Origin of the sequence: Flagellimonas lutaonensis, from assembly GCF_000963865.1 — a bacterium.
GTDB classification, from domain to species: Bacteria; Bacteroidota; Bacteroidia; order Flavobacteriales; family Flavobacteriaceae; genus Flagellimonas_A; species Flagellimonas_A lutaonensis.
On the sequence record NZ_CP011071.1, the window covers coordinates 2129069 to 2150872 of the forward strand.

Consider the following 21804-nt stretch of genomic DNA (forward strand, 5'->3'; position numbering starts at 1 on the left):
TCATTTTTTGCCAATTCAAAAAGTAAGGTGAGTTCAAAGACCGCTTGTTCGGCTAAATATACCAAAAATGCCCATACCGCTGTTCAACTCGATTGCCTCGTGGCTGCTAAAAAAGCGCTATCATCAGATAGAACTCTTCTTAAAATACCCGAACGATGTTCAGAACGAGGTACTGCACCAATTGGTCTATTTTGCCAAAGACACCATGTTGGGCAAAGAACATGGGTTTGGTTCAATCGAAAAATATGATGATTTTGCCCAAAGGGTACCCGTGGTAAGCTATGAAGATGTGGCCCAGACCATTGAACGCACACGCAAGGGCGAGCAGAACCTTTTTTGGCCCACGCAGATAAAATGGTTTGCCAAAAGCAGCGGCACCACCAATGCAAAGAGCAAGTTTATACCGGTAAGCACCGAGGCACTCGAAGACTGCCATTACAAATCAGGAAAAGACCTCTTGTGCCTTTACCTAAACAACAACGAAGATTCACAGCTTTTCAAGGGAAAAGGCCTTCGCTTGGGGGGCAGCAAAGAGCTGTACGAAGACAATGGCACTTTTTTTGGCGACCTTTCGGCCATACTCATCGACAACATGCCCCTGTGGGCCGAATTCAGTAGCACGCCCAGTAACAAGGTATCGCTCATGGGCGAGTGGGAGACCAAGATACAGGCAATCATCGAAGAAAGCATCAAAGAGAACGTGACCAGTATGGCAGGGGTGCCCTCTTGGATGCTTGTACTGTTGAACAGCGTACTTGAAAAAACGGGCAAGAACCATTTATTTGAGATTTGGCCCAATCTTGAGGTGTACTTTCATGGCGGCGTGAGTTTTGTACCATACAAAGAGCAGTATAAAAAACTGTTGCCCAGAAAGAGCTTCAAGTATTACGAAATCTATAATGCCTCTGAGGGGTTTTTTGGTATTCAAGACCGTAACAATGCCGATGACCTGCTGTTGATGCTGGATTATGGTATTTTCTATGAGTTTATTCCAATGGACGGATATGGAACTGAAGAAGAAAGGGTGATTCCCATCTGGGAAGTGCAGACCGGTGTCAACTATGCCATGGTTATCACCACCAATGCAGGCCTATGGCGTTATAAAATTGGTGATACCGTGCGGTTTACCTCTACCGACCCCTATCGCATTAGGATTACGGGGCGCACCAAGCACCATATCAATACCTTTGGCGAAGAACTGATAATTGAGAACGCCGAGGAGGCCCTGAAACAGGTCTGTAGAAAAACAGATGCACAGATAAAAGACTATACGGCCGCCCCTATCTTTATGGAAGGCAACGAAAAAGGGGCCCATGAATGGATCATCGAATTCAGAAAACCGCCCAAAGACATTGCTTATTTTACCGAAATGCTAGATAATGCCTTAAAGGCACTGAACTCAGATTACGAGGCAAAAAGGTACAACAACATTACCCTTACAATGCCCAAGGTGCACGTTGCGAGGGAGAACCTTTTCTATGACTGGCTCAAGGGAAAGGACAAATTGGGCGGTCAGCACAAAATTCCTCGATTGAGCAATAATAGGGAATATATTGACGAATTGCTTCAAATGAACCGGGCCGCTTTGCTCGACAAAGGACTTTAAACTTGCAGCTTTTCGGCAAACCTCTTTGGGAAGTCGTTTTTTCTACCCGTTACTTATTTTGAGCCAAATATTGGCCCCATATTCTCACTAAATATGATGTTTGCAGATATTATAATGATTTACGAAAACGTTTTCGTAAAAAATAGCTGCTCATCGAACAAACCGCTCTTTTGAACAAATAAATGTGGATTTAAGCCTTGAAAGGCAGAAGTTTGAGGGCATACGATAGAGTTCCCTAATCTTAATTATAAATACGTTAACCAAACAAAAATTAAAGTTATGGCTGAAAAACTAATTGTGCTGTCAGATATGTGGGGGGTCAAAAAAGGCCTCTGGATCACTTCATACTTCGGTTATCTACAGCAGTACTACGATATTTCTTTTTACGACTGCCAACAGTTGGCAAGTCTTGATGTGCCCATTTGCACTGAAGAGAACATTCACCAAGCCTTTGTGAACGGGGGTATCGATACTGCAATCAAGCAGTTGCTGCGAAAAGAGAGCGACCCTTGCCATTATTTAGCGTTCAGTACGGGGGGCACCATAGCCTATAAGGCGGCCCTCGAAGGTTTGCCCATGAAGTCGTTGACGGCCATTTCACCTACCCGCATCCGTTATGAGAAAAGACGTCCTGCATATGACCTGAGCCTAGTTTTCGGGGAACTTGATAAGTTTAGGCCCGATGAAAAATGGGCCAAGAGTGTGGGGGTCGATTTACAGATAATGCCCAATTTCGGACATCAATTGTATACCGATGAAAAGATTATAGGTCAAATCTGTCTAGAATTGCTACAGAGGGTGACCCGAAATGCCAGTTGAATTAAGAGACCGCCTTTAATTTTTTAATGGTCTCGTGCGAGAGTTTTTCTTCGGCGTAGGCCTTGGTTACCTTAAATTCAGTCTCATCTGAGCTGGGTAAGGTAAACATGGCATCGGTAAAGACCGCTTCACATAGAGAACGAAGCCCTCGGGCACCCAATTTATATTCAACCGCTTTCTCGACGATGAAGTTAAGGGCCTGTTCGGTAATACTGAACTGAATACCATCCATTTCAAACAATTTTTCATACTGTTTGATAATGGCATTCTTTGGTTCGGTCAGGATTGCCCGTAGTGTCTTCTTATCCAATGGGTTCATGTGGGTAAGCACGGGAAGCCTTCCAATGATTTCAGGGATAAGTCCGAATTCCTTTAAATCCTTCGGAATGATATATTGCAGTATATTCTTTTTGTCGAGGTTATCTTCTGCCTTAGAGGCACTGTAACCCACGGCCTGCATATTGAGCCTTTTGGTAATGATGCGGTCGATACCGTCAAATGCACCACCGGCCACAAATAGGATATTCTCGGTATTGACCTCTATAAATTTTTGATCGGGATGTTTTCTGCCTCCTTTTGGTGGCACATTGACCAAGGTTCCCTCCAATAGTTTTAAAAGGCCTTGCTGCACCCCTTCACCAGAAACATCGCGGGTTATTGAGGGGTTATCGCTTTTACGGGCAATTTTGTCTATCTCGTCGATGAAAACAATGCCTCTTTCGGCTTTCTCCAGATTATAGTCTGCCGCTTGCAATAAGCGGGTCAAGATGCTCTCGACATCCTCTCCCACATAACCGGCCTCTGTGAGTACGGTCGCATCGACAATGGCCAAGGGAACGTTCAGCATTTTGGCTATGGTCTTGGCCATCAGCGTCTTGCCAGTGCCCGTTTCGCCGACCATAATAATGTTGCTCTTTTGGATCTCAACATCATCATCGTTGCCTTTGGGTTGCAAAAGCCTCTTGTAGTGGTTATAGACCGCCACCGACATGACCTTTTTGGTGCGTTCTTGCCCAATGACAAAGGTGTCGAGAAATGCCTTGATCTCCATGGGCTTTTTCAGCACCAGTTCAGAAGACAGGTCGTTGCTCTTTGATTGCTTTGACTCTTCGGCAACAATGGTGTGGGCCTGCTCTATACAACGGTCGCAAATATGTGCATCAAGCCCAGCAATCAGCAGATTGGTTTCGGGCTTTTTTCGTCCACAAAAAGAACATTCCAAGTTTTCTTTAGCCATAATTTTACGGTTGCCTGCAGCTACTAAACGCAGAAAGCAGCATTTTCTTCTACAAGTTTAGTCAAAAACAGGGGTTTACGGTATGGATTCAGTCGATTTATTGGTCTTCCCTTACCAGAATTTCATCGATCATGCCATATTTTTTGGCTTCTTCGGCTTTCATCCAATAGTCTCGATCGCTGTCTTCATACACCTTTTTAAAAGGCTGCCCCGAGTGCTTTGAGATGATTTCGTACAGCTCATCCTTTAATTTGAGCACTTCTTTGGCGGCAATCTCGATGTCGCTGGCCTGGCCCTGCGCACCTGACATGGGTTGGTGTATCATGACCCGTGAATGTGTAAGCCCACTTCTTTTTCCTGGGGCCCCCGCGCAAAGCAGCACAGCGGCCATTGAAGCGGCTATGCCGGTGCAGATGGTAGCCACATCGGGTTTTATGAACTGCATGGTATCGTAGATGCCGAGCCCCGCATATACGCTTCCACCGGGTGAGTTGATATATATCTGAATATCTTTGGAGGCATCGGCACTCTCTAAAAACAATAATTGTGCCTGCACGATATTGGCCACTTGGTCGTTGATGCCGGTTCCCAAAAAGATGATTCTGTCCATCATCAAACGCGAGAAGACGTCCATGGCAATGGCGTTCAACTGGCGTTCTTCAATGATATTGGGCGTCATGCTCACGGGATACAGGCTACTGACCAATTGCTCGTAGTACATACTGTTGATTCCGTGGTGTTTGGTGGCGTAGTTCTTGAATTCTTTACCGTAATCCATTCGATCTTGATCAAAAGGTTTATAAAAAAAGGTGCCGAAAATATCATTTTTTCGGCACCGTAAAGATACTTATTTTATTTGGTAAATCTATTGATAGACCTCTTTCACGAAATTGTCGTAGGTAACTTCCTTGGTCTTCAAATTTGCCTTTTCCTTGTAAAGGTCAAGCAGTTTTTGGCTCATCAATTGCTCAGAAAGTCGTTTGACCTCGTCTTGGTTGCCCATGACCCTATTGGCAATATTCTCGAGTTCGTCTTCTGAGGGGTTCATGTGGCCGTACTGTGCCATTTGTGATTTGATGAAGCCTTTGGCGAACTCTTTCAGTTCGTCGAATTGAACCTGTAGGCCATGTTCTTTGATGATCTTTCCCTCGATCAATTGATATCTCAGGCCTTTTTCCGATTTTTCAAACTCATCTTTGGCCTCATCTTCAGAGAGCATCTTTTCACCACTGATCTGGATCCACTTTTTTAAGAATTCCGTCGGAAGATCAAACTTAGTGGTCTCTATCAACCTTTCGGTGACATCGTTCAACAGTTTTTGGTCAGATTGCTGCTCAAACTGCTTTTCAGTGTCTTCCTTTATTTTTTGCTTTAGCTCTTTTTCCGATTTGACCACATCTTTGCCGAACAACTTATCGAACAGTTCTTGGTTCAATTCGGCGGGCTGTCGCTCGTTGATTTCCTCGATGGTAAAAGTTACTTCGGCATCCAACTTTTCAGCTTTTTCGTTGGTGATGCCCAAAGCGCTCAAGAGCAAATAATTCTCTTTAAAAAGACCTTTGGTCTTAAGGGTCACCGTATCGCCGACTTTTTTGCCCACAAGGGCATCGACCGCTTTTTTGCTTTTGAGCTTGACTAGCTCAATGGTGGTGCGGTTCTCGATTTCCTCTGCTTCGTTCACAAAGGTTCCGGTTACCTCAAAGCCTTTTTCAACGCTGTCTTTTGAAATCAGTTTGCCATATTGCTTTTTGATGCGGTCAACTTGGTCTTCGAGCATTTTCTTGTCGGCAACAATCTTATAGTGGACCACTGGTTTCTTTGTTTTCAACTGAACCTCGAAATTGGGTGCCAGCCCCAATTCAAACTCAAAGGCAAGTTCGTCGCTGTCCCAATCAAAATCATCTTGTTGTTTTGGCAGCGGGTTGCCCAAGACATCCAATTTTTCTTCTGTGAGGTATTTGTTGAGGTTGTCTTGCAACAGTTTGTTGACCTCATCGACCAAAACGGCCTTGCCGTATTGTTTTTTTATCAGTCCCAATGGCACCTGGCCTTTTCGAAAGCCTGGGATATTGGCCTGTCTTCTGTAATCGTTCAATATCTTGTTGACCCGACCCTCATAATCATCCTTGCTGATGGCCACTTTGACCACAGCGTTCAGTTCATCAATTTGTTCTTTCGTAATGTTCATCTACCACGTATGTATTTAAAACCCAAAAAGGGTGGCAAAATTAGCATATTTTGCCGACCACCACAAGTTTTTAACTTGTATTCCAACAAGATGCGTCCTTATGCTTCGTCTTCTTTCAGCAGGGAGAACAAAATCGATTGCAACAACGATAGCAGTAGGCTGAACAATATGGCCCACCATATGCTGGTCACGTGAAAACCGTCGATGAAGTTGGCCGCCAAAAGGATGATGATGGCATTGATCACCAACAAGAAAAGGCCCAACGTGAGAATGGTGATGGGCAGGGTGAGGATGACCAGAATCGGCTTCACCAAAAAGTTGAGCAAGCTCAACACGACCGCTACAATAATGGCGGTCACGAAAGAGTCGACCCCGACCCCGGGCAACAGATATGACAAAATGACCACGGCGAGGGCACTGAGTAAAATACGGAGGATGAGTTTCATAGGGTATAGGTTTTAGTGCACAAAAAAAGGATGCCGAATGACATCCTTATAAAAATAGGAATTTTTTCATGTCAATTGATGTACAGTCCGGTATAATCCAGCGGATTCACTCCGGGAAGGTTTGAACCGAACTTTTCATTGACGACCTCGATCATGGCATTGGCGATGATGGCGTAGCCCCTGGGCGATGGGTGCACCCCATCCAACGAGAAGCCACCCCCGGTACCAAATTCAGCGGTTACCACGCTGCCATCGGGCAAGGTGAACCCAGTTTCCTTCAAGGTTGTCAACAGGGCATTTGCATCTACAAAGGCGAGATCGTATTGGGCGGCCAAACCTGCAATCGCTTGGTTGTAGGCTACCACAGCATTTTGGGCCATTGTCTGCTCTTCTCGGGTCAATACCCATTTGTCTTCTAACGGTACCGCCACTCCGTTAATAGAAGTTGGGTCGTCGGGGTTTGCGAGTGTTCCTATAAAAGTTCTTGATGTCAATACCAGTAGATCGTCCTCGGTTGCCTGTCGCATGTTTATCATGGCAGGGTTGAAAGCGGTCAAATCGGTCAAATCTTCATCGATAATGACCACGGCATTGCCCTCGCCAGCACTAAATGAGATGGTACGTCTTGCCACTTCCTCTGCAGAAATGGCCCCAAGCGCCTGTAATTGTGCCAGACCTCCATTGTATGCGGCATAAGCGTTGTTCAACAGGTCTGCGGTGGCTGCATCAAGGGGTACAGGATTGTGCGGAACCGTGGTCAAAAATGGTATGCTGGTCACATCAGGTATGTTGGCAATGATGCCATCGGCCCCATTGGCGGTCATGGTCTGTAGAATAGCATCGATTGAACCTGCCACTACATTGGGGTCTGATATATCAGCGCTGCCGTAGGTGCTAGGGTCTAGATTGCCGGTTTGATCAACCCCTGCCCCTCCAGAAGTGGCAAAGCCAAGCACATCGTTGTTTCCTATCCAAAGTGAAAAAAAAGTGGCACCCTGTGCAGCGGCATCACCTAGAACAGTGGCATTTGCAGAAGAGGCAAAACGGGCGAAGTAAGGGTTGGCCAATCCTTGGGCCACGCCCTGTACGTTGCCGTAACCGGGAGCTAACAAATGATAGCTTTTGGCACCGGGAACACCCATGTTGTTGAAAGGGCCCGACAAGGTGTTGGTTATCTCTGTGGCACCTTGCCCCTCAACAGGAACAGGAGCAGGCGACCCCGATGAAAAATCAAGGATCAATCGATTTCCCAAAATGGGCTGGCCACCCAAGGTGGCACCACCGAGGTCATCCGCCATGAAGGGAACTGTAAACTCACCACCACCGACCAATGAAAAATTCGAGGCCAACATAACAGGGAAAGATGCTTCTTGCCCTGCACGAAAAAGTGCGGCATCTGAATAGCCGGCGGTCAACGAATTGCCGAGGGCAACATATTTTGAGAAATTGGCGGAACCGGCCGTATATTCAACCTCCTGTTCGGGCGGAGTGTTATCTACAATGGGGTCGTCTTCTTCACAGGATACTAGAAAAAGCCCCAGACAAAACAACAGCGCATACAGTTTTTTCATATTCAAATTATTAGAGTTAGCGTATGTTAGATAATCGTCATTGTAATATGACCAAATCTATATGAAAATTAGCATACTCACAATTAAATGCCTGAAAAAATTATGCATGCATAATAAAAACACCTACATATTATTGATTCAAAAAAGCCATCGATTTTGAGAAGAACTGTTTTGGGTTCTCGGCATGTAGCCAGTGGCCGGCATTTTCAACGGTTTCGATAATCGCGTTCGGAAAATGGGTTTTGATGATAGTATAATCTGAAGGAAGTACATACTCTGAGCGGTCACCGCGCAAGAAAAGGGTAGGCCCGGCATATTGTGCCTGGGGGGCAATGCCCTCACCGATTTGTTCCATCTTGTTCTGCAAAACATCTAGGTTGAAGCGAAAACCAAGCCTGTCTTTGCCGACCCAATGCAGATTTTTGAGCAAAAACTGACGGATTCCGAAATCGGTGATATGTTTCGCCAATGCTTCATCGGCCTCTTTTCTTGACTTGATGGTGTCAAAATCAAGTTTTTTCAGGGCATTGATGATTTCTTGGTGGTGCGGCGGATAATATTTAGGGGCGATGTCGGCAACGATCAATTTCCCTACCTTGTCGGGATGGCCAACGGCAACTTGCATGGCCACCTTTCCGCCCATGGAATGCCCCAGTACCGCCGCGGTGCCAAGGTGATGGTGGTCTAAATAATTCTTTATGTCGTTGGCCATCACCTCATAATTGAATTCCTCTGAATGGATACTTTTGCCATGGTTTCGCTGGTCGACAAGATGAACCTGAAATCCGTTTTCGGCATATTGTGTGCCCAGGGTCTTCCAATTATCGGCCATCCCCAAAAATCCATGTAAAATAATCAGGGGTTTTCCTTCGCCCAGTATCTTAGAATGTAGTATTTGCATTATTTCAATCGGTGTAAGTACATGTTTATGACATTTTCGAGGCCCAAATAAACGGATTCACAGATGAGCGCGTGCCCTATCGAGACTTCGAGAAGGTGGGGAATGTTTTCTTTGAAATATTTGATGTTTTCTAGGTTCAGGTCATGGCCTGCGTTTAGGCCAAGCTGCATCTCATGGGCCGTTTTGGCTGCTTCCACAAAGGGTTTTATGCCCTGTAAATAACCTTTGGCGAACGATTTTGCATAGGCCTCTGTATAGAGTTCAACACGATCGGTTCCTGTTTTCGCGGCCCCTTCGACCATATATGGGTCGGCATCAACGAAAATGGAGGTGCGGATGCCTTGTTCCTTGAATACGGCAATGACCTCTGAAAGAAAACCGCTGTGCTTGCGCGTATCCCAGCCGGCATTTGATGTGATGGCATCTTCTGCATCGGGTACCAAGGTTACTTGGGTGGGCTTGACCTCCAGTACCAGATCGATAAATTTGGGAATCGGGTTGCCCTCGATGTTGAATTCGGTGGTCACCACATCTTTTAAGTCCCTTGCATCTTGATAGCGAATATGCCGTTCGTCGGGCCGTGGGTGTATGGTAATGCCTTGGGCTCCAAAGGCCTCAATGTCTTTTGCCGATTGTATTAGGTCTGGCATATTGCCGCCCCGAGCGTTTCTTAAAGTGGCCAGTTTATTGATGTTGACACTTAGCTTGGTCATGGAGGTCTTGGTTTTTGAGGCCCAAAAATACAAAATGGGCACGCCTTTTGCGATTTAAAAATTTGTATTTTGCGTCTCAAACAAATTGCTATGCAGATTCATGACCAAATATTGACGACACTACCTTTTTTTGAGGTTTCAGACAGCCTGCATGAGGTCATTACTTTTTTTGAGGAAACGACCTTTTCGCATGTGGCGGTATTGGAAAATGGTTCTTATTTGGGATTGTTGGCCGAGAACGACCTTGGCTGCTTTGAGCCGGACAAAAAAATCGAAGAGTTTAAATATTCGCTCGAACATTTTCACGTCACAAGGGAAACCTCTTGGCTTGATGTGCTCGAAAACTTTGCCAGAAACGAATCCAACGTGCTGCCGGTATTGTCTGACAACGGCACGTTTATCGGCTATTATGACCTGAATGACGTGGTAGGGGCCTTTATCGAAACCCCTTTTTTTACAGAGCCCGGCGGAATATTGGTTATTGCCAAGGGGGCCAAAGACTATTCGTTCAGCGAGGTTTCACAAATTGTCGAAAGTAACAATGCCCGCCTACTGGGAGCCTTCATAACCGGCAACCAGAACGATGTCGTTGAGATTACCATGAAAGTAAGCAATGGAAATTTGAACGAGATAACACAAACGTTCAGGCGGTACAACTACACAATACTCTTTGGCAATAAAGACGATCAATTTATTGAAGACCTCAAAAAACGGTCAGAGTACCTTGACAAATATTTAAATGTATAACATGAAGGTTGCCATTTATGGTCAGCGATTGCATGAGAATGACCGCGACTATGTTTTTGAGTTTTTGGACGAATTGACCAAGGTTAATGCCGAGGTCTTTTTTGAAAAAAAATTCCATGCAAGACTTTTTGACGGCAAAAAACCCTCCTATGGCCTATTTGACGGGCGTTCGGGGCTGGATGCTTCTTTTGACCTTTTTGTGAGTTTCGGGGGGGACGGAACCATGCTGCGGGCGGTCACTTTTGTGGGCAGGTTGGGCATTCCCATAGTTGGGGTCAATACAGGGCGATTGGGTTTTCTTTCCACCTTTAAAAAAGAAGAGGTCAGAAAAGTGGCCACCGAGTTTATTGCCGGTGCCTTTCAAATCGAAGAACGAAGTTTGGTCGAGATAACACTCGACTCTGAAGTGCCCGAATTCGCTAATATGAATTTCGCCCTCAATGAGATAACAGTTAGCAGAAAGGATACCACCTCAATGATAACGGTAGAAACCTACCTAGATGGTGAGTATCTTACCTCATATTGGGCCGATGGGCTCATCATTTCGACCCCTACCGGTTCTACTGGCTACTCATTGAGTTGCGGGGGGCCTGTAATTTCACCCAGTACACAAGCATTTGTGCTAACCCCCATTGCCCCGCACAACCTTAATGCCCGGCCCTTGGTAATACCTGACAATACCGAAATAAGGTTGATAGTATCGGGCAGGGAAGAAAACCATTTGGTGTCGCTTGATTCACGTATTGCCACCATACCCAATGGCAAAGAGATCATTGTCAAGAAATCATCGTTCAAGGTTAAAATGGTCGAATACAAGTCTGAGAGCTTTTTAAAGACCCTTCGGAACAAACTTTTGTGGGGCGAAGACCGCCGCAACTGATAACCGGGCATAAACAATAAAAACCACTAAAAACTGTTTAACAAAGAGAACAATCGGTAAATGGGCAAACTATCTCGGAGCAATCCCGATGGCTATCGGGGCACGAGGCATTGAAATGAAAAACAAACCTTGGATATCGACGCAGGCATCGGGGTATTATAAATCTCGATTATCGAGTAAAAAGCAGTTTTCTTTGCAGCAATACTACTACAACTTTTAGAATCCGTATGAGAACATGGCTATTGCTTTTTATGTGCATCGTCTTTTTTAAAATGAATGCGCAGACCTATGAAATTGGCCTTTATGCAGGTGGCGCCAATATGATCGGTGATGTGGGTAGAACCAATTATGTATTGCCCTCTGGCCCCGCTTTTGGCGGTGTGTTCAAGTGGAACAAGAGCAAGCGCTATGCATGGCGGGGCAGTGTGATCTATGGCTCTTTTACTGCGGATGATTCGAAATCGGGCAAACCCTCAAGGCAGCAGAGGGGGTATTCAGTGGACAATACCATAATGGAATTTTCTGCAGGACTCGAATTCAACTTTGTAGAGTACAATCTTCACAAGCTAGGCCCAGCATTTACACCCTATCTCTACACGGGTGTCACCTACTTTCGATACGACTTTAAATATATTGATGCGCTTCAAGTGCAGGATATTGGCCAAAAAGATGGTAGCTTTGCAATTCCTATGACGGTCGGGGCGAAACTTCGCCTTAACCAATTTTTGATTTTAGGAGCAGAGATAGGGGCTCGCTATACCTTTACCGATAACTTGGATGCCAGTAATCCTGAAAATTCTAACTTTGAACAGTTTAGGTTCGCCAACATTTTAAGTGATGATTGGTATGTGTTCTCAGGTTTAACCCTGACCTATACATTTGGTCGCAAGCCCTGCCAAGATTGTTTTGAGTAAGATGCAGACAACTGACGACATTGACCCAGGAAAGCTACCCAAGCACATCGCCATTATTATGGATGGTAATGGCCGATGGGCAAAACAACGTGGAAAACTACGTGTGTTCGGTCATGAGAACGGTGTGGAGGCCGTAAGAAAGACCGTTGAACACTGTGCACGCCTTCAGATAGAATACCTGACACTTTATGCCTTTTCGACCGAGAACTGGAACAGGCCCAAATTTGAGGTTGAGACCCTTATGCGGCTATTGGTGGCCTCCCTTAGAAAAGAGCTCAAGACGCTTACCAAGAACAATATTCGATTAAAGGCCATCGGCCGATTGGATTTCCTTCCAAAGAAAGTATCAAAAGAATTGACCGAGGTCATCGAAAAAACCTCGACGAACACGGGAATGACCCTTACATTGGCCCTTAGCTATGGTTCTCGAGAAGAAATAAAGACTGCCATAAAAGAGATTGGCGCCAAAGTTAAAAATAACATAATTTCGCCCGAAAATATTGATGAAGCCGTTATAAATAACCATCTTTACACGCATTTTTTGCCTGATGTAGACTTGCTTATTCGCACTAGCGGTGAACGAAGAATAAGCAATTTTTTACTTTGGCAGATAGCCTATGCAGAATTATATTTTATTGACGTATTTTGGCCCGATTTTAGTGAGCAACATCTGATGCAAGCCATCATAAGTTACCAAAATAGAGAACGACGATTTGGAAAAACCAGTGAACAACTCAATTGACGGACTAAAGAAACACCTGTACCGATTCTCAGCAACCTTTTTTCTACTACTTTTTTGCCAACCCTTTCTTCAAGCCCAAGAGGTTTCGTTAGAAAGCGGCAAAGAGTATATTTTGGGAGGATTGGAGGTCACCGGTCTTCAAAGCTACAATGAACAAACGGTCAAGACCTACACAGGCCTTAGGGTAGGGCAGAAGATCACCATTCCGGGAGAGGAAATAAGCTCGGTCATCAAAAAGCTATGGGGATTGGAGCTTTTCAGCGATGTTACGTTCTACTACACGAAAATTGAAGGAGATAAGGTTTTTCTTGAACTCAATATACTTGAGCGCCCGACTTTGGCCAATGTGACCATTTACGGGGTCAAAAAACGTAAGATCGACGATATTATCAACGATACAGATCTGAAAAAGGGCAAAAAGATTACAGAAAGCCTTATAGCCAACACCAAAAACTACCTACAGAACAAGTACAAAAAGCAAGGATTTTTAAACGCCAAGGTGAACATAGTGACCGCCCCTGATACTACGGGCACCAATACTCAAAATATGGTCATCAGTGTGAAAAAGGGCGACAAGGTAAAGATCAGTTCCATTGAGTTTGAGGGCAACGAAAAACTTTCGGACAAGCGGTTGCGAAAATCTTTGAAAAACACCAAGAAAAAGAAGTTCTATCGCTTCTGGAAAAAATCAAAATATATAGAGGAAGATTACGAGGAAGATTTAGACAACCTAGTCGATACCTATGCCGAAAGGGGCTATCGAGATGCCAGGGTCATTTCTGATACCTTTGTCAAGGTCGATGAGAAGAGCATCAAACTAAAGATAGAGGTCGAAGAAGGTGACAAATATTATTTCGGCGACATCAATTTTGTTGGCAATACAGTGTACACCGACCGTCAATTGAGCCAAATATTAGGAATCAAAAAGGGGGACACCTATAACGGGGTGCTTTTAAAGAAACGCATCGCAGACGATTCAAAACCCGATGCCGAAGATCTTACCAACCTTTATCAGAACAATGGGTACCTTTTTTCACGTATCAATCCTATTGAGGTCTCGGCGGTGAACGACACCATTGACTTTGAGATCAGGATCATAGAGGGCAAAGAGACCTTTTTGGATCACGTAACGGTGGTGGGCAACGATAAGACCAATGACCATGTCATCTATAGGGAACTTAGAACACGCCCAGGTCAGAAGTACAGCAAGGAAAATATTGTACGAAGCGTTCGCGAACTGGGCCAATTGGGCTTTTTTGATGCCGAGCAGATAGTGCCAGACATTGAAAACCCGAACCCGAATACCGGTACGGTCGACATCAAATACAGTCTGGTAGAATCAGGCTCCAGCCAAATTGAACTGCAAGGTGGCTATGGCGGCGGTGGCTTTATAGGCACATTGGGGCTATCGTTCAACAACTTTTCGTTGCAGAACATTTTTAATGGCGAGGCGTACAAGCCGGTACCGATGGGAGATGGTCAAACGTTTGCCCTACGATTGCAGGCCAGCCGTACCTTTCGGGTGTATAGCCTAAACTTTGCCGAACCATGGTTGGGCGGTAAAAAGCCTGTTCGGTTCAACCTTTCGTTTTCAAGAACCCAACAATTCGCCACAGAGTTTGACCCATCCAGTAGAAACCGTTTTGAGGTCGACAAGAGTAGGGGTTTTGCCATAACCGGTGTTTCTGCTGGGTTGGCAAAAAGAGTGCAATGGCCCGATGACTATTTTACCATATCGCATGCTTTGGGTTACCAGCTCTATGATTTTGACAATTACAACATTGGATTGTTCAATTTCGGTAACGGCACCTCGAATGCCATAACGTATACCCTTGGTATTTCAAGAAGTTCACAGGGCCCGGGCAGAATATTTCCTCTATACGGCTCCAACTTTGACATTACGGCCAAGTTTACGCCACCATACTCGCTGTTCAGCAGCAAAGATTTCAAGGCTTTGAAAGAGCGTAGTGATGAGATTGCCGATAGCGCTTCTGATGGCACGCCATTGACAACGGCAGAGATCAATGAGCTACAGGAAATAGAGGAAGAACGCTTTAAGTTGCTCGAGTACTATAAAATTAAGTTTCGTGGTGATTGGTTTACCCGATTGGTCGATAAGTTGGTGCTTCGAACAAATGCCGAATTTGGTTTCTTGGGCAACTACAACAACGACATTGGTGACGTACCGTTTGAGCGCTTTTTTGTAGGTGGCGACGGCTTGGGCAATTTCACCCTCGATGGGCGTGACGTTGTTCAGTTAAGGGGCTACGAGAACAATTCGTTGACCCCGTTGAGCATCAATCCCATTACCGGAAGACAAGAACGAGAGGGGGGTACCATATACAATAAGTTCTCTTTGGAGCTGCGCTACCCGTTCACCTTAAAACCATCGGCCTCTATTTATGGCCTGGCTTTTTTGGAGGCAGGTAATTCGTTTGACAATTTTAATGACTTTAATCCGTTTCAGTTAAAGAGATCGGCTGGAGTGGGGCTGCGAATATTTATGCCAGCTTTTGGTCTTCTGGGGATAGATTTCGGCTACGGCTTCGATACAGATGCCAATCCGGGCTCTGTGGGCCCCAGTGGTTGGCAGACTCACTTCATTATCGGTCAACGATTTTAACCAATATGAAAATTTCAGATTGCCAATAATGTAAACCGCTCATTTTAAATGAATTCGTAATTTTGGCACGATATTTTCTATGTACAAAGCGGAGATTCAAATGAATACAAAAGTTCTTTTTTTAGTGGCTTGTCTTTCTACCTCTTTTTTGGGTTTTTCCCAAAGGGGTGTCCGAATTGGCTATGTCGATATGGAGTATATTCTAGAAAATGTCGAAGAGTATCGTGAAGCCAGCGAACAATTGAATGCCAAGGCAGCCAAATGGAAGCAAGAAATTGAGTTGAAGCAGAGCACCATAGAGCAGATGAAGAAAGATTTAATGGCCGAAAAGGTGCTGCTGACAGATGAGCTCATTGCCGAACGTGAAGAAGAGATACAGATTCTCGAAAAAGAAATGTTGGATTACCAACAGGATAGGTTTGGCCCCCAAGGCGATTTGGTGCTGCAAAAGCAATTGCTGATCCAGCCCATTCAAGACCAGGTCTTCAATGAGGTTCAGAAAATAGGGGCCAATAAAAGGTATGATTTTATTTTCGATAAATCGGCGGATGTTGTAATGTTGTACTCCGAAAAAAGGCACGATATCAGTGACTTGGTGCTTCGAGAAATTGCCCGCACGAGAAAGGTGAGCAAATCGAACAAAGACAAGAAGCTGAAGAACCGGCTCGAGGAGTTTCAGGCAGAAGAGGCCGAGGCCGACCAAGAGATAAGTGAGGCCCTTCAAGAACGCCAGCAGAAAGCGGCCGATGCAAAAGATACCAAGAAAAAAGCTGCCGAAGAGAAAAGGGCAGAGGCCCTTAGATTGAGGGAAGAGCGTAAAAAGGCATACGAAGAAAGAAGAAAAAAATTATTGGAAGAACGGGAGGCCAAGCGCAAGGCCAAGTTGGAAGAGCGCAAAAAGGACCAAGAAAAAGAAAAGGATTCAACGAATCAATAATAAATAAAACTAAAAGTAAAACTCAATTAATAGTAACTTAGAATCATGAGAAATGTAAAGAAGATTGCCGTGGCCATGGTATTGTTTGTAGTAGCCACAGGTTTTGTAAATGCACAGAGCAAGGTGGCACACATCAATGTTCAACAGCTGTTGTCTGAGATGCCCGAAATGAAAGCCGCCCAAGCTGAGCTTAAGAAATTGCAAGAAACGTATAGGGCCGATATCGAAAACTCATATAAAGAGCTTCAAAATAAATATACCCAATATTCCAACGAGGCCGCTTCATTATCCGATGAAGAGAACCAAAAGCGTGCGGTAGAATTGCAAGGTTTCGACAAGAGCATCAAAGAAGCCGAACAACAGGCCATGCAAGAGATGCAAAAAAAGCAGGCAGAGCTTTTTGCCCCAATATCTGAAAAGGCAAAAGCAGCCATAGAAAAGGTGGCCGCCGCACAAGGCTATGACTATGTTATTGATGCCAGCCCGGGCCTAAGCCTGATCGTTGCAAAAGGCAAAGATTTGTTGCCCGAGGTCAAACAAGAGCTGGGCTTCTAAAATTGTTTTGAAAAGATAATAAGACCGTTCTCTTGCAATTGAAAGAGAGCGGTTTTTATTTTTAGTGGAAAAATGGATTCACCGATAGGTATTTTTGATTCAGGGGTAGGGGGCACTTCCATTTGGAAAGAAATCGTACAATTGATGCCCAACGAGCACACCCTGTATCTAGCCGATAACAAGCATGCGCCCTATGGTGAAAAAGACAAAGATGCCATTGTTCAGCGCTGTATAAACAATACGGAACTGTTGCTTGAAAATAGATGCAAACTTATTGTGGTAGCCTGTAACACGGCTACAACCAATGCCATAGATTATCTGCGCAAAAGCTATAAAGTACCATTTATCGGCATAGAACCCGCCATTAAACCTGCCGCTCTGCAGACCAAAACCAAAAAAGTGGGTGTATTGGCCACTAAAGGAACCTTGGCGAGCAGTCTGTTCAACAATACGGCAAAACTGCATGCCTCGGGCATAGAGGTGTTGGAGAAAGAAGGTACAGGGTTGGTCGAATTGATAGAGGCTGGAAAGACATTATCTAAAGAAACGGAACAACTCTTGGCCAGTTATGTAAATCCGATGGTCGACGAGGGAATCGATTGTTTGGTATTGGGCTGTACCCACTATCCGTATCTGCTTCCTTCCCTAAAAAAAATATTGCCCCCGCACATCAAGATCATCGATTCGGGTGAGGCCGTTGCACGGCAAACCAAAGCTGTTTTGCTCCAAGGAAACCTAATGGCTGCCACACAGAATAGAGGCGTTGTACACCGGTTCTATACGAATAAAGGTTTGGATGTTCTCCGTGGATTTTTGGAGGGCTCCGATGTCACCATTGCCCACCTCGATTTCTAGCGCTTCCGTTGATAGGTCAGATAAGTGAAATCATACTTGTGCCGGTCATCTTTCGGGTGGTACGCTTCTTTTAAGAGGGCCCATTCGTCCAAATCTATCTCAGGAAAAAAAGTGTCGGCTTCAAATGTGGCATGAATTCGGGTAAGCTCGATATGCGTGGCATGGTCCATGGCCTGTCTGTAGATTTCTCCCCCACCGATTATAAAGGCCTGTGCATCGCCCTTGGTCAATTCGATGGCCTCTTCCAGCGAATGCACCACGGTACATTCAAATTTTGGTGTATAGTTTTTTTGGCTAGTGATGACGATGTGCTCACGGTTGGGCAAAGGTTTCGGAAAACTTTCAAGGGTTTTCCTTCCCATAATAATTTTATGGCCAGAGGTCAGTTTTTTGAACCGTTTGAAGTCGTCGGGCAAGTGCCAGGGCAGGTCGTTGTCGATGCCCAAGGCATTGTTTTCCCCGGCGGCGGCAATTATCGTTAATTTTCTCAAGGCTCTTTTTTTTTATTGACGTTGGAGATGGGAAAATCGGTCTCGATTTCCTTTTGTAGCTCGGCAATACGTTGTTTTTGCCTGGCGACCAATTTCTCGCGCTGGCGGCGCTCCCATTCCTTGCCCATGAATTTTTGTGTCACAAATACGTTGAACGCATGTATCACAAACAAGAAAGCCCAAACAGTGATGGCCCAGATGAACCAATCATACGACTCGCCGTATTTCAAGATTTTGTTGATGAGCACCAAAAAAACGCTTCCGATCAAAAAAATGACGAAATGTGTGAACAAGCGTTTTTTCTGCGTGATGCGCTGTTGTGCATTCTCGAGCAGTTCATGTTGTTCGATATCGATTTCCGTTTCAGGCTTCTTTTTGGAAAACATCTTTGGCTATCTTTAACGACAAAGATAACCGAAAAACGAACGTTGCAGTAGTGGTATTTGATCAAATACGAAAGCAATTTCCCGCGGTGCAGCAAACCATCTATGCCAATACGGCGGCGGCGGGACCCTTGTACGACTCGTTGTTCGAGTGGCGGCAAGAACATGAATTGGATTTGCTGATGAAAGCAAGCGATTTGTTTCCTGAGGGTCTTAAAATCATTTCAGAAACACGAAAAAATCTGGGCAGGTTTTTGGGCTGCAGCACTGAAAATGTGGCCCTAACGCCCAATTTCAGTATCGGGTTCAACATGTTGCTGGATGCTTTTCCGAAGAAAGCGAAGGTGCTATTGCTTGAAAATGACTACCCCTCGGTAAACTGGCCCTTTGGGTTACGGGATTTTGATATTGAATATGTGCAGACCACCACCCATCTTGAAGCCGAAATCCACGAAACGGTCAAAAACAAGAACATTGACATTCTTGCTCTCAGTCTGGTGCAATGGGTGAACGGAGTTTTCATCGACCTTGATTTTCTCAGGGATTTAAAGAAAGAGTATAAAGACCTGATTGTTTTGGCCGATGGCACCCAGTTCTGTGGCATGTTTCCATTTGACTTTTCAACTTCCGGTATCGATGTTTTGGGAGCAAGTGGTTACAAATGGCTGGTTGCCGGCTACGGCAACGGATTCATGCTCTTCAAGGAGGAAATAATGGAACAGTTCATGCCAAAATCGGTAGGTTTTGGTTCGGTCGGCGGTGATTTCGAAAAAAAGAACAGTTTTCGTTTTACCAAGCATTTTGAGCCAGGGCATTTAGATTCATTGAACTTCGGAAGCCTTAACCACTCCCTAAAATTCTTGGAGGAAATAGGAATGGATAAAATCGGCAGGTATAATCAAAGGCTTTCCGCAGAGGCAACAAATCTTTTTGATGCTATGGGTTTATTGGAGACTGAAGTCGTTACACGAAAAAAGCACAGTACTATTTTCAACCTTAAAGGTGATAAGGCCCTTTATGATCATTTACTAAGACATAATGTGGTATGTGCCCTCCGCGGCAATGGTATTCGCCTAAGTTTCCATTTTTACAATACCTTGCAAGAGCTGGAAGCACTCGCGAGAATTGTTAACGATTGTTAACGTTTTGTTAACGATTGTTAAAAAAGTGCTTTTGTTTGATGAATAGCCCAAAATCATATCTTTTTTTTACCGAAGCGACCTCTGCGCCCATCTATTATTAAATTTTTGGCAAATCGAACCTAACCTATTGACTGCTAATGCTTTTATGCATTGCTTTGTACCGAATTTTAAACTTGAAAATTATTTTATCATGGCTATAAGAAAGCAATACCTTAAGAGCAAGCCTGTATGCAAGGTAACCTTTACCGTACCTGCAGAGGAGGCAAAAAAAGTAGCGGTTGTCGGTGATTTCAACAATTGGAACCCCAAAGGCAGCATGTTGAAAAAACTGAAGAACGGTTCTTTCAAAGGTACGTTTGACCTACCGGTTGAGAAAACTTATGAGTTTCGCTATTTGATCGATGGCAACTACGTGAACGATGAGGCTGCCGATCGTTATCAGTGGAATGACTATGCAGGTGCCGAGAACGCTGTTCTTGAACTGTAATCGGTTAAAAGAAATGTAGTAATGAGCGGCCCGCAAAGCGGGCCGTTTTTTTTAATGTCAGGATTTTTAATAAACAGACTTTCGTCAACCTGAACTTGTTTCAGGTGCTCATTAATTTATTGGTATAATGGGATTCCGAAATAAATTCGGAATGACGGTCAAAGAACGATTATCACGTAACGAATATTCAATTCTTTTAGTTAAGAAATCACTCCTCTACTGTGACCCCTTTCCAAAAGGCCACATGGTCTTTTATTTTTTTTGCGGCCTCACTGGGCTCTGGGTAATACCATGCTGCATCTCGGTTCTCTTCTCTGTCTACCTGCAAGGTATAGTAAGAAGCTTCCCCTTTCCACGGGCAGGTCGTATGGGTGTTGCTTGGCTTGAAGTATTCTTTTTGAATACTTTCGGGCGGAAAGTAGTGGTTGTTCTCCACTAATACCGTTTTGTTGCTTTCGGCCAATATCTTATCGTTCCAAATTGCTTTCATGGCGTTTTTCTTTTGAAGATGTAATCTCTGTAATGGTCTTTTGGGTCGCTGAAGTGTGCAGTGATTTCCAGTCCTGCTTTATCGGCCAGCCATTTAATGATTTCGTCGTCGTATTTTTGTGAGATTTCGGTATGGATGGTTTCCCACTGCTTGAAGTCGACCGTTAAGTCAAGAGTTTTGATAGAGACACGTTGTGCTTTTCTTGCCACCAAATAGCTTTTGGCAGTGCCGGTCTCAGGATCATAGACCTCCCAATGCAAGAAATTGTCCAAGTCAAAATTTCCACCCAGCTCTTTGTTGATACGTGCCAACACATTTTTGTTGAAGGCTTCGGTGATGCCTGCCTGATCATTGTATGCGTCCAGTATTTTCTGCGGATGTTTTTTTTGGTCAAAACCGATGAAGACCAAATCTTCTTCGTTTAAAATAGTACGGATGTTCTTCAAAAATTCTACGGCCTGTGGGTGCAGCAAGTTGCCAATGTTTGACCCCAAGAATAGGATCACCTTTCGTTTGCCATTGTGCCGCGCAATATCGGCCAGTGTATCGAAATAGGTGCCCTGTAGCGGTTTGATAGCAACCTCGGGAATTTCCCTTTCAATGGATGCCTTGAGCAGTTGCAATGCGTTTTGGCTTATGTCGATCGGGCGATAGTCAAAGTCAACATTTTTTACTATCAACTCCTTCAACAATATTTTGGTCTTCTTTCCGTCTCCGGCTCCCAGTTCAAAAATGCTGAACGCATCGCCCTGCCCTTGAAAAAACCCAGAAATGTCTTCTTTGTATGTCTTAAAAATAGTTAGCTCACAATCGGTGAGGTAGTACTCGGGCATTGCCATAATGTCTTGAAACAGTTTATCGCCTACTTCATCATAGAAGTACTTTGATGACAAATGCTTCGGGTAATCGGTCAAGCCCTTACGTACATCTTGTGCGAATGGGGTGTTCAAAACAATAGCTGTTTTTTCTTGCATGGGTGTTTTGTCGGGTTTATAAGTGAAATCATACTTTGGCATTGGACCATGTATCTGGTTGAATTTATTCGGTGCTCCCGCGGAATTTTTTGATCTTTAGGAT

General features: G+C 44.6%; 23 protein-coding genes. 12 read left to right on the forward strand and 11 right to left on the reverse strand.

Annotated elements, in window-relative coordinates:
* Nucleotides 1-67 precede the first annotated feature (67 nt).
* On the forward strand, nt 68-1606 hold the full coding sequence (locus tag VC82_RS09930) for a GH3 auxin-responsive promoter family protein (RefSeq protein ID WP_045802239.1): 1539 nt from the start codon (nt 68-70) through the stop codon (nt 1604-1606).
* Nucleotides 1607-1885: 279 nt separating this feature from the next.
* Nucleotides 1886-2425 (forward strand): hypothetical protein, encoded by a 540-nt coding sequence (locus VC82_RS09935; RefSeq protein WP_045802240.1) that lies wholly within the window; start codon nt 1886-1888, stop codon nt 2423-2425.
* A gap of 1 nt (nt 2426) precedes the next feature.
* Here VC82_RS09935 and clpX read toward each other — a convergent pair whose 3' ends face one another.
* From clpX to VC82_RS09970, 7 genes are all read right to left on the reverse strand, one after another.
* Complete coding sequence (gene clpX, locus VC82_RS09940; protein WP_045802241.1) at nt 2427-3662, reverse strand: ATP-dependent Clp protease ATP-binding subunit ClpX; 1236 nt, start codon at nt 3660-3662, stop codon at nt 2427-2429.
* A 97-nt stretch (nt 3663-3759) separates the two neighbouring features.
* Nucleotides 3760-4440 (reverse strand): ATP-dependent Clp endopeptidase proteolytic subunit ClpP, encoded by a 681-nt coding sequence (clpP, locus tag VC82_RS09945; RefSeq protein WP_045802242.1) that lies wholly within the window; start codon nt 4438-4440, stop codon nt 3760-3762.
* Between the two features lie 87 nt (nt 4441-4527).
* Entirely contained in the window at nt 4528-5850 is a 1323-nt protein-coding gene (tig, locus tag VC82_RS09950) for a trigger factor (RefSeq protein WP_045802243.1), read from the reverse strand.
* A gap of 98 nt (nt 5851-5948) precedes the next feature.
* The gene (locus VC82_RS09955; RefSeq protein ID WP_045802244.1) at nt 5949-6296 is read right to left on the reverse strand and encodes a phage holin family protein; all 348 of its coding nucleotides are present in this window, start codon (nt 6294-6296) and stop codon (nt 5949-5951) included.
* A 71-nt stretch (nt 6297-6367) separates the two neighbouring features.
* Nucleotides 6368-7867, reverse strand: coding sequence for an SGNH/GDSL hydrolase family protein (locus tag VC82_RS09960; RefSeq protein WP_045802245.1), 1500 nt, complete (start codon nt 7865-7867; stop codon nt 6368-6370).
* A gap of 130 nt (nt 7868-7997) precedes the next feature.
* Nucleotides 7998-8768 carry an alpha/beta fold hydrolase gene (locus VC82_RS09965; RefSeq protein WP_045802246.1) on the reverse strand — a complete coding sequence of 257 codons (771 nt, stop codon included), beginning with the start codon at nt 8766-8768 and terminating at the stop codon, nt 7998-8000.
* The gene (locus tag VC82_RS09970; protein ID WP_045803374.1) at nt 8768-9481 is read right to left on the reverse strand and encodes a pyridoxine 5'-phosphate synthase; all 714 of its coding nucleotides are present in this window, start codon (nt 9479-9481) and stop codon (nt 8768-8770) included. Before VC82_RS09970 ends, VC82_RS09965 begins: the two co-directional genes overlap by 1 nt.
* A gap of 90 nt (nt 9482-9571) precedes the next feature.
* Between VC82_RS09970 and VC82_RS09975 the strand changes: the two genes are divergently transcribed.
* The 8 genes from VC82_RS09975 to murI all read left to right on the forward strand — a co-directional run bounded on the left by VC82_RS09975 (nt 9572) and on the right by murI (nt 17734).
* Nucleotides 9572-10228: a CBS domain-containing protein gene (locus VC82_RS09975; protein WP_045802247.1), complete on the forward strand. Its 657-nt coding sequence runs from the start codon at nt 9572-9574 to the stop codon at nt 10226-10228.
* Between the two features lies 1 nt (nt 10229).
* Nucleotides 10230-11108 (forward strand): NAD kinase, encoded by an 879-nt coding sequence (locus VC82_RS09980; protein ID WP_045803375.1) that lies wholly within the window; start codon nt 10230-10232, stop codon nt 11106-11108.
* 227 nt (nt 11109-11335) lie between these two features.
* Complete coding sequence (porG, locus tag VC82_RS09985) at nt 11336-12022, forward strand: type IX secretion system protein PorG (protein WP_045802248.1); 687 nt, start codon at nt 11336-11338, stop codon at nt 12020-12022.
* 1 nt (nt 12023) lies between these two features.
* Nucleotides 12024-12764: an isoprenyl transferase gene (locus VC82_RS09990; protein ID WP_045802249.1), complete on the forward strand. Its 741-nt coding sequence runs from the start codon at nt 12024-12026 to the stop codon at nt 12762-12764.
* Nucleotides 12748-15387, forward strand: a complete 2640-nt coding sequence (locus VC82_RS09995) for a BamA/OMP85 family outer membrane protein (protein WP_417935058.1) — start codon at nt 12748-12750, stop codon at nt 15385-15387. The genes VC82_RS09990 and VC82_RS09995 overlap by 17 nt, the downstream gene beginning before the upstream one ends.
* 100 nt (nt 15388-15487) lie before the next feature.
* Complete coding sequence (locus tag VC82_RS10000) at nt 15488-16324, forward strand: OmpH family outer membrane protein (protein WP_045803377.1); 837 nt, start codon at nt 15488-15490, stop codon at nt 16322-16324.
* A gap of 45 nt (nt 16325-16369) precedes the next feature.
* The gene (locus VC82_RS10005; RefSeq protein WP_045802250.1) at nt 16370-16879 is read left to right on the forward strand and encodes an OmpH/Skp family outer membrane protein; all 510 of its coding nucleotides are present in this window, start codon (nt 16370-16372) and stop codon (nt 16877-16879) included.
* 72 nt (nt 16880-16951) lie between these two features.
* The gene (gene murI, locus VC82_RS10010; protein ID WP_045802251.1) at nt 16952-17734 is read left to right on the forward strand and encodes a glutamate racemase; all 783 of its coding nucleotides are present in this window, start codon (nt 16952-16954) and stop codon (nt 17732-17734) included.
* On the opposite strand, the gene VC82_RS10015 is transcribed toward murI, so the two are convergent.
* Together VC82_RS10015 and VC82_RS10020 are read right to left on the reverse strand one after the other, a co-directional pair.
* The gene (locus tag VC82_RS10015) at nt 17731-18225 is read right to left on the reverse strand and encodes a dihydrofolate reductase (protein ID WP_045802252.1); all 495 of its coding nucleotides are present in this window, start codon (nt 18223-18225) and stop codon (nt 17731-17733) included. The two genes, murI and VC82_RS10015, sit on opposite strands and share 4 nt — an antisense overlap.
* Nucleotides 18222-18611 (reverse strand): 2TM domain-containing protein, encoded by a 390-nt coding sequence (locus tag VC82_RS10020; protein ID WP_045802253.1) that lies wholly within the window; start codon nt 18609-18611, stop codon nt 18222-18224. Before VC82_RS10020 ends, VC82_RS10015 begins: the two co-directional genes overlap by 4 nt.
* Nucleotides 18612-18613: 2 nt before the next feature.
* Between VC82_RS10020 and VC82_RS10025 the strand changes: the two genes are divergently transcribed.
* Together VC82_RS10025 and VC82_RS10030 are read left to right on the forward strand one after the other, a co-directional pair.
* Entirely contained in the window at nt 18614-19750 is a 1137-nt protein-coding gene (locus VC82_RS10025) for an aminotransferase class V-fold PLP-dependent enzyme (protein ID WP_245615882.1), read from the forward strand.
* Nucleotides 19751-19940: 190 nt separating this feature from the next.
* Nucleotides 19941-20237, forward strand: a complete 297-nt coding sequence (locus VC82_RS10030; RefSeq protein ID WP_045802254.1) for an isoamylase early set domain-containing protein — start codon at nt 19941-19943, stop codon at nt 20235-20237.
* Nucleotides 20238-20445: 208 nt separating this feature from the next.
* Here the strand turns inward: VC82_RS10030 and VC82_RS10035 are convergent, their stop codons facing one another.
* Entirely contained in the window at nt 20446-20727 is a 282-nt protein-coding gene (locus VC82_RS10035) for a DUF427 domain-containing protein (protein WP_045802255.1), read from the reverse strand.
* Nucleotides 20724-21743 carry an L-histidine N(alpha)-methyltransferase gene (locus VC82_RS10040; protein ID WP_417935059.1) on the reverse strand — a complete coding sequence of 340 codons (1020 nt, stop codon included), beginning with the start codon at nt 21741-21743 and terminating at the stop codon, nt 20724-20726. The genes VC82_RS10035 and VC82_RS10040 overlap by 4 nt, the downstream gene beginning before the upstream one ends.
* Nucleotides 21744-21804: the final 61 nt, after the last annotated feature.

Excerpts from the sequence above, each read along its gene's own strand:
- VC82_RS10020 (WP_045802253.1), bottom strand. The coding sequence starts at position 18,611 with ATGTTTTCCAAAAAGAAGCCTGAAACGGAAATCGATATCGAACAACAT.
- VC82_RS09965 (WP_045802246.1), bottom strand. The coding sequence starts at position 8,768 with ATGCAAATACTACATTCTAAGATACTGGGCGAAGGAAAACCCCTGATT.
- VC82_RS09975 (WP_045802247.1), top strand. The coding sequence starts at position 9,572 with ATGCAGATTCATGACCAAATATTGACGACACTACCTTTTTTTGAGGTT.
- VC82_RS09955 (WP_045802244.1), bottom strand. The coding sequence starts at position 6,296 with ATGAAACTCATCCTCCGTATTTTACTCAGTGCCCTCGCCGTGGTCATT.
- VC82_RS09980 (WP_045803375.1), top strand. The coding sequence starts at position 10,230 with ATGAAGGTTGCCATTTATGGTCAGCGATTGCATGAGAATGACCGCGAC.
- VC82_RS10030 (WP_045802254.1), top strand. The coding sequence starts at position 19,941 with ATGGCTATAAGAAAGCAATACCTTAAGAGCAAGCCTGTATGCAAGGTA.
- tig (WP_045802243.1), bottom strand. The coding sequence starts at position 5,850 with ATGAACATTACGAAAGAACAAATTGATGAACTGAACGCTGTGGTCAAA.
- VC82_RS10035 (WP_045802255.1), bottom strand. The coding sequence starts at position 20,727 with ATGAAAGCAATTTGGAACGATAAGATATTGGCCGAAAGCAACAAAACG.
- VC82_RS10005 (WP_045802250.1), top strand. The coding sequence starts at position 16,370 with ATGAGAAATGTAAAGAAGATTGCCGTGGCCATGGTATTGTTTGTAGTA.
- VC82_RS09930 (WP_045802239.1), top strand. The coding sequence starts at position 68 with ATGCCCATACCGCTGTTCAACTCGATTGCCTCGTGGCTGCTAAAAAAG.
- VC82_RS09960 (WP_045802245.1), bottom strand. The coding sequence starts at position 7,867 with ATGAAAAAACTGTATGCGCTGTTGTTTTGTCTGGGGCTTTTTCTAGTA.
- VC82_RS10040 (WP_417935059.1), bottom strand. The coding sequence starts at position 21,743 with ATGCCAAAGTATGATTTCACTTATAAACCCGACAAAACACCCATGCAA.
- murI (WP_045802251.1), top strand. The coding sequence starts at position 16,952 with ATGGATTCACCGATAGGTATTTTTGATTCAGGGGTAGGGGGCACTTCC.
- clpP (WP_045802242.1), bottom strand. The coding sequence starts at position 4,440 with ATGGATTACGGTAAAGAATTCAAGAACTACGCCACCAAACACCACGGA.
- VC82_RS09990 (WP_045802249.1), top strand. The coding sequence starts at position 12,024 with ATGCAGACAACTGACGACATTGACCCAGGAAAGCTACCCAAGCACATC.
- clpX (WP_045802241.1), bottom strand. The coding sequence starts at position 3,662 with ATGGCTAAAGAAAACTTGGAATGTTCTTTTTGTGGACGAAAAAAGCCC.
- VC82_RS10000 (WP_045803377.1), top strand. The coding sequence starts at position 15,488 with ATGAATACAAAAGTTCTTTTTTTAGTGGCTTGTCTTTCTACCTCTTTT.
- VC82_RS09935 (WP_045802240.1), top strand. The coding sequence starts at position 1,886 with ATGGCTGAAAAACTAATTGTGCTGTCAGATATGTGGGGGGTCAAAAAA.
- porG (WP_045802248.1), top strand. The coding sequence starts at position 11,336 with ATGAGAACATGGCTATTGCTTTTTATGTGCATCGTCTTTTTTAAAATG.
- VC82_RS09970 (WP_045803374.1), bottom strand. The coding sequence starts at position 9,481 with ATGACCAAGCTAAGTGTCAACATCAATAAACTGGCCACTTTAAGAAAC.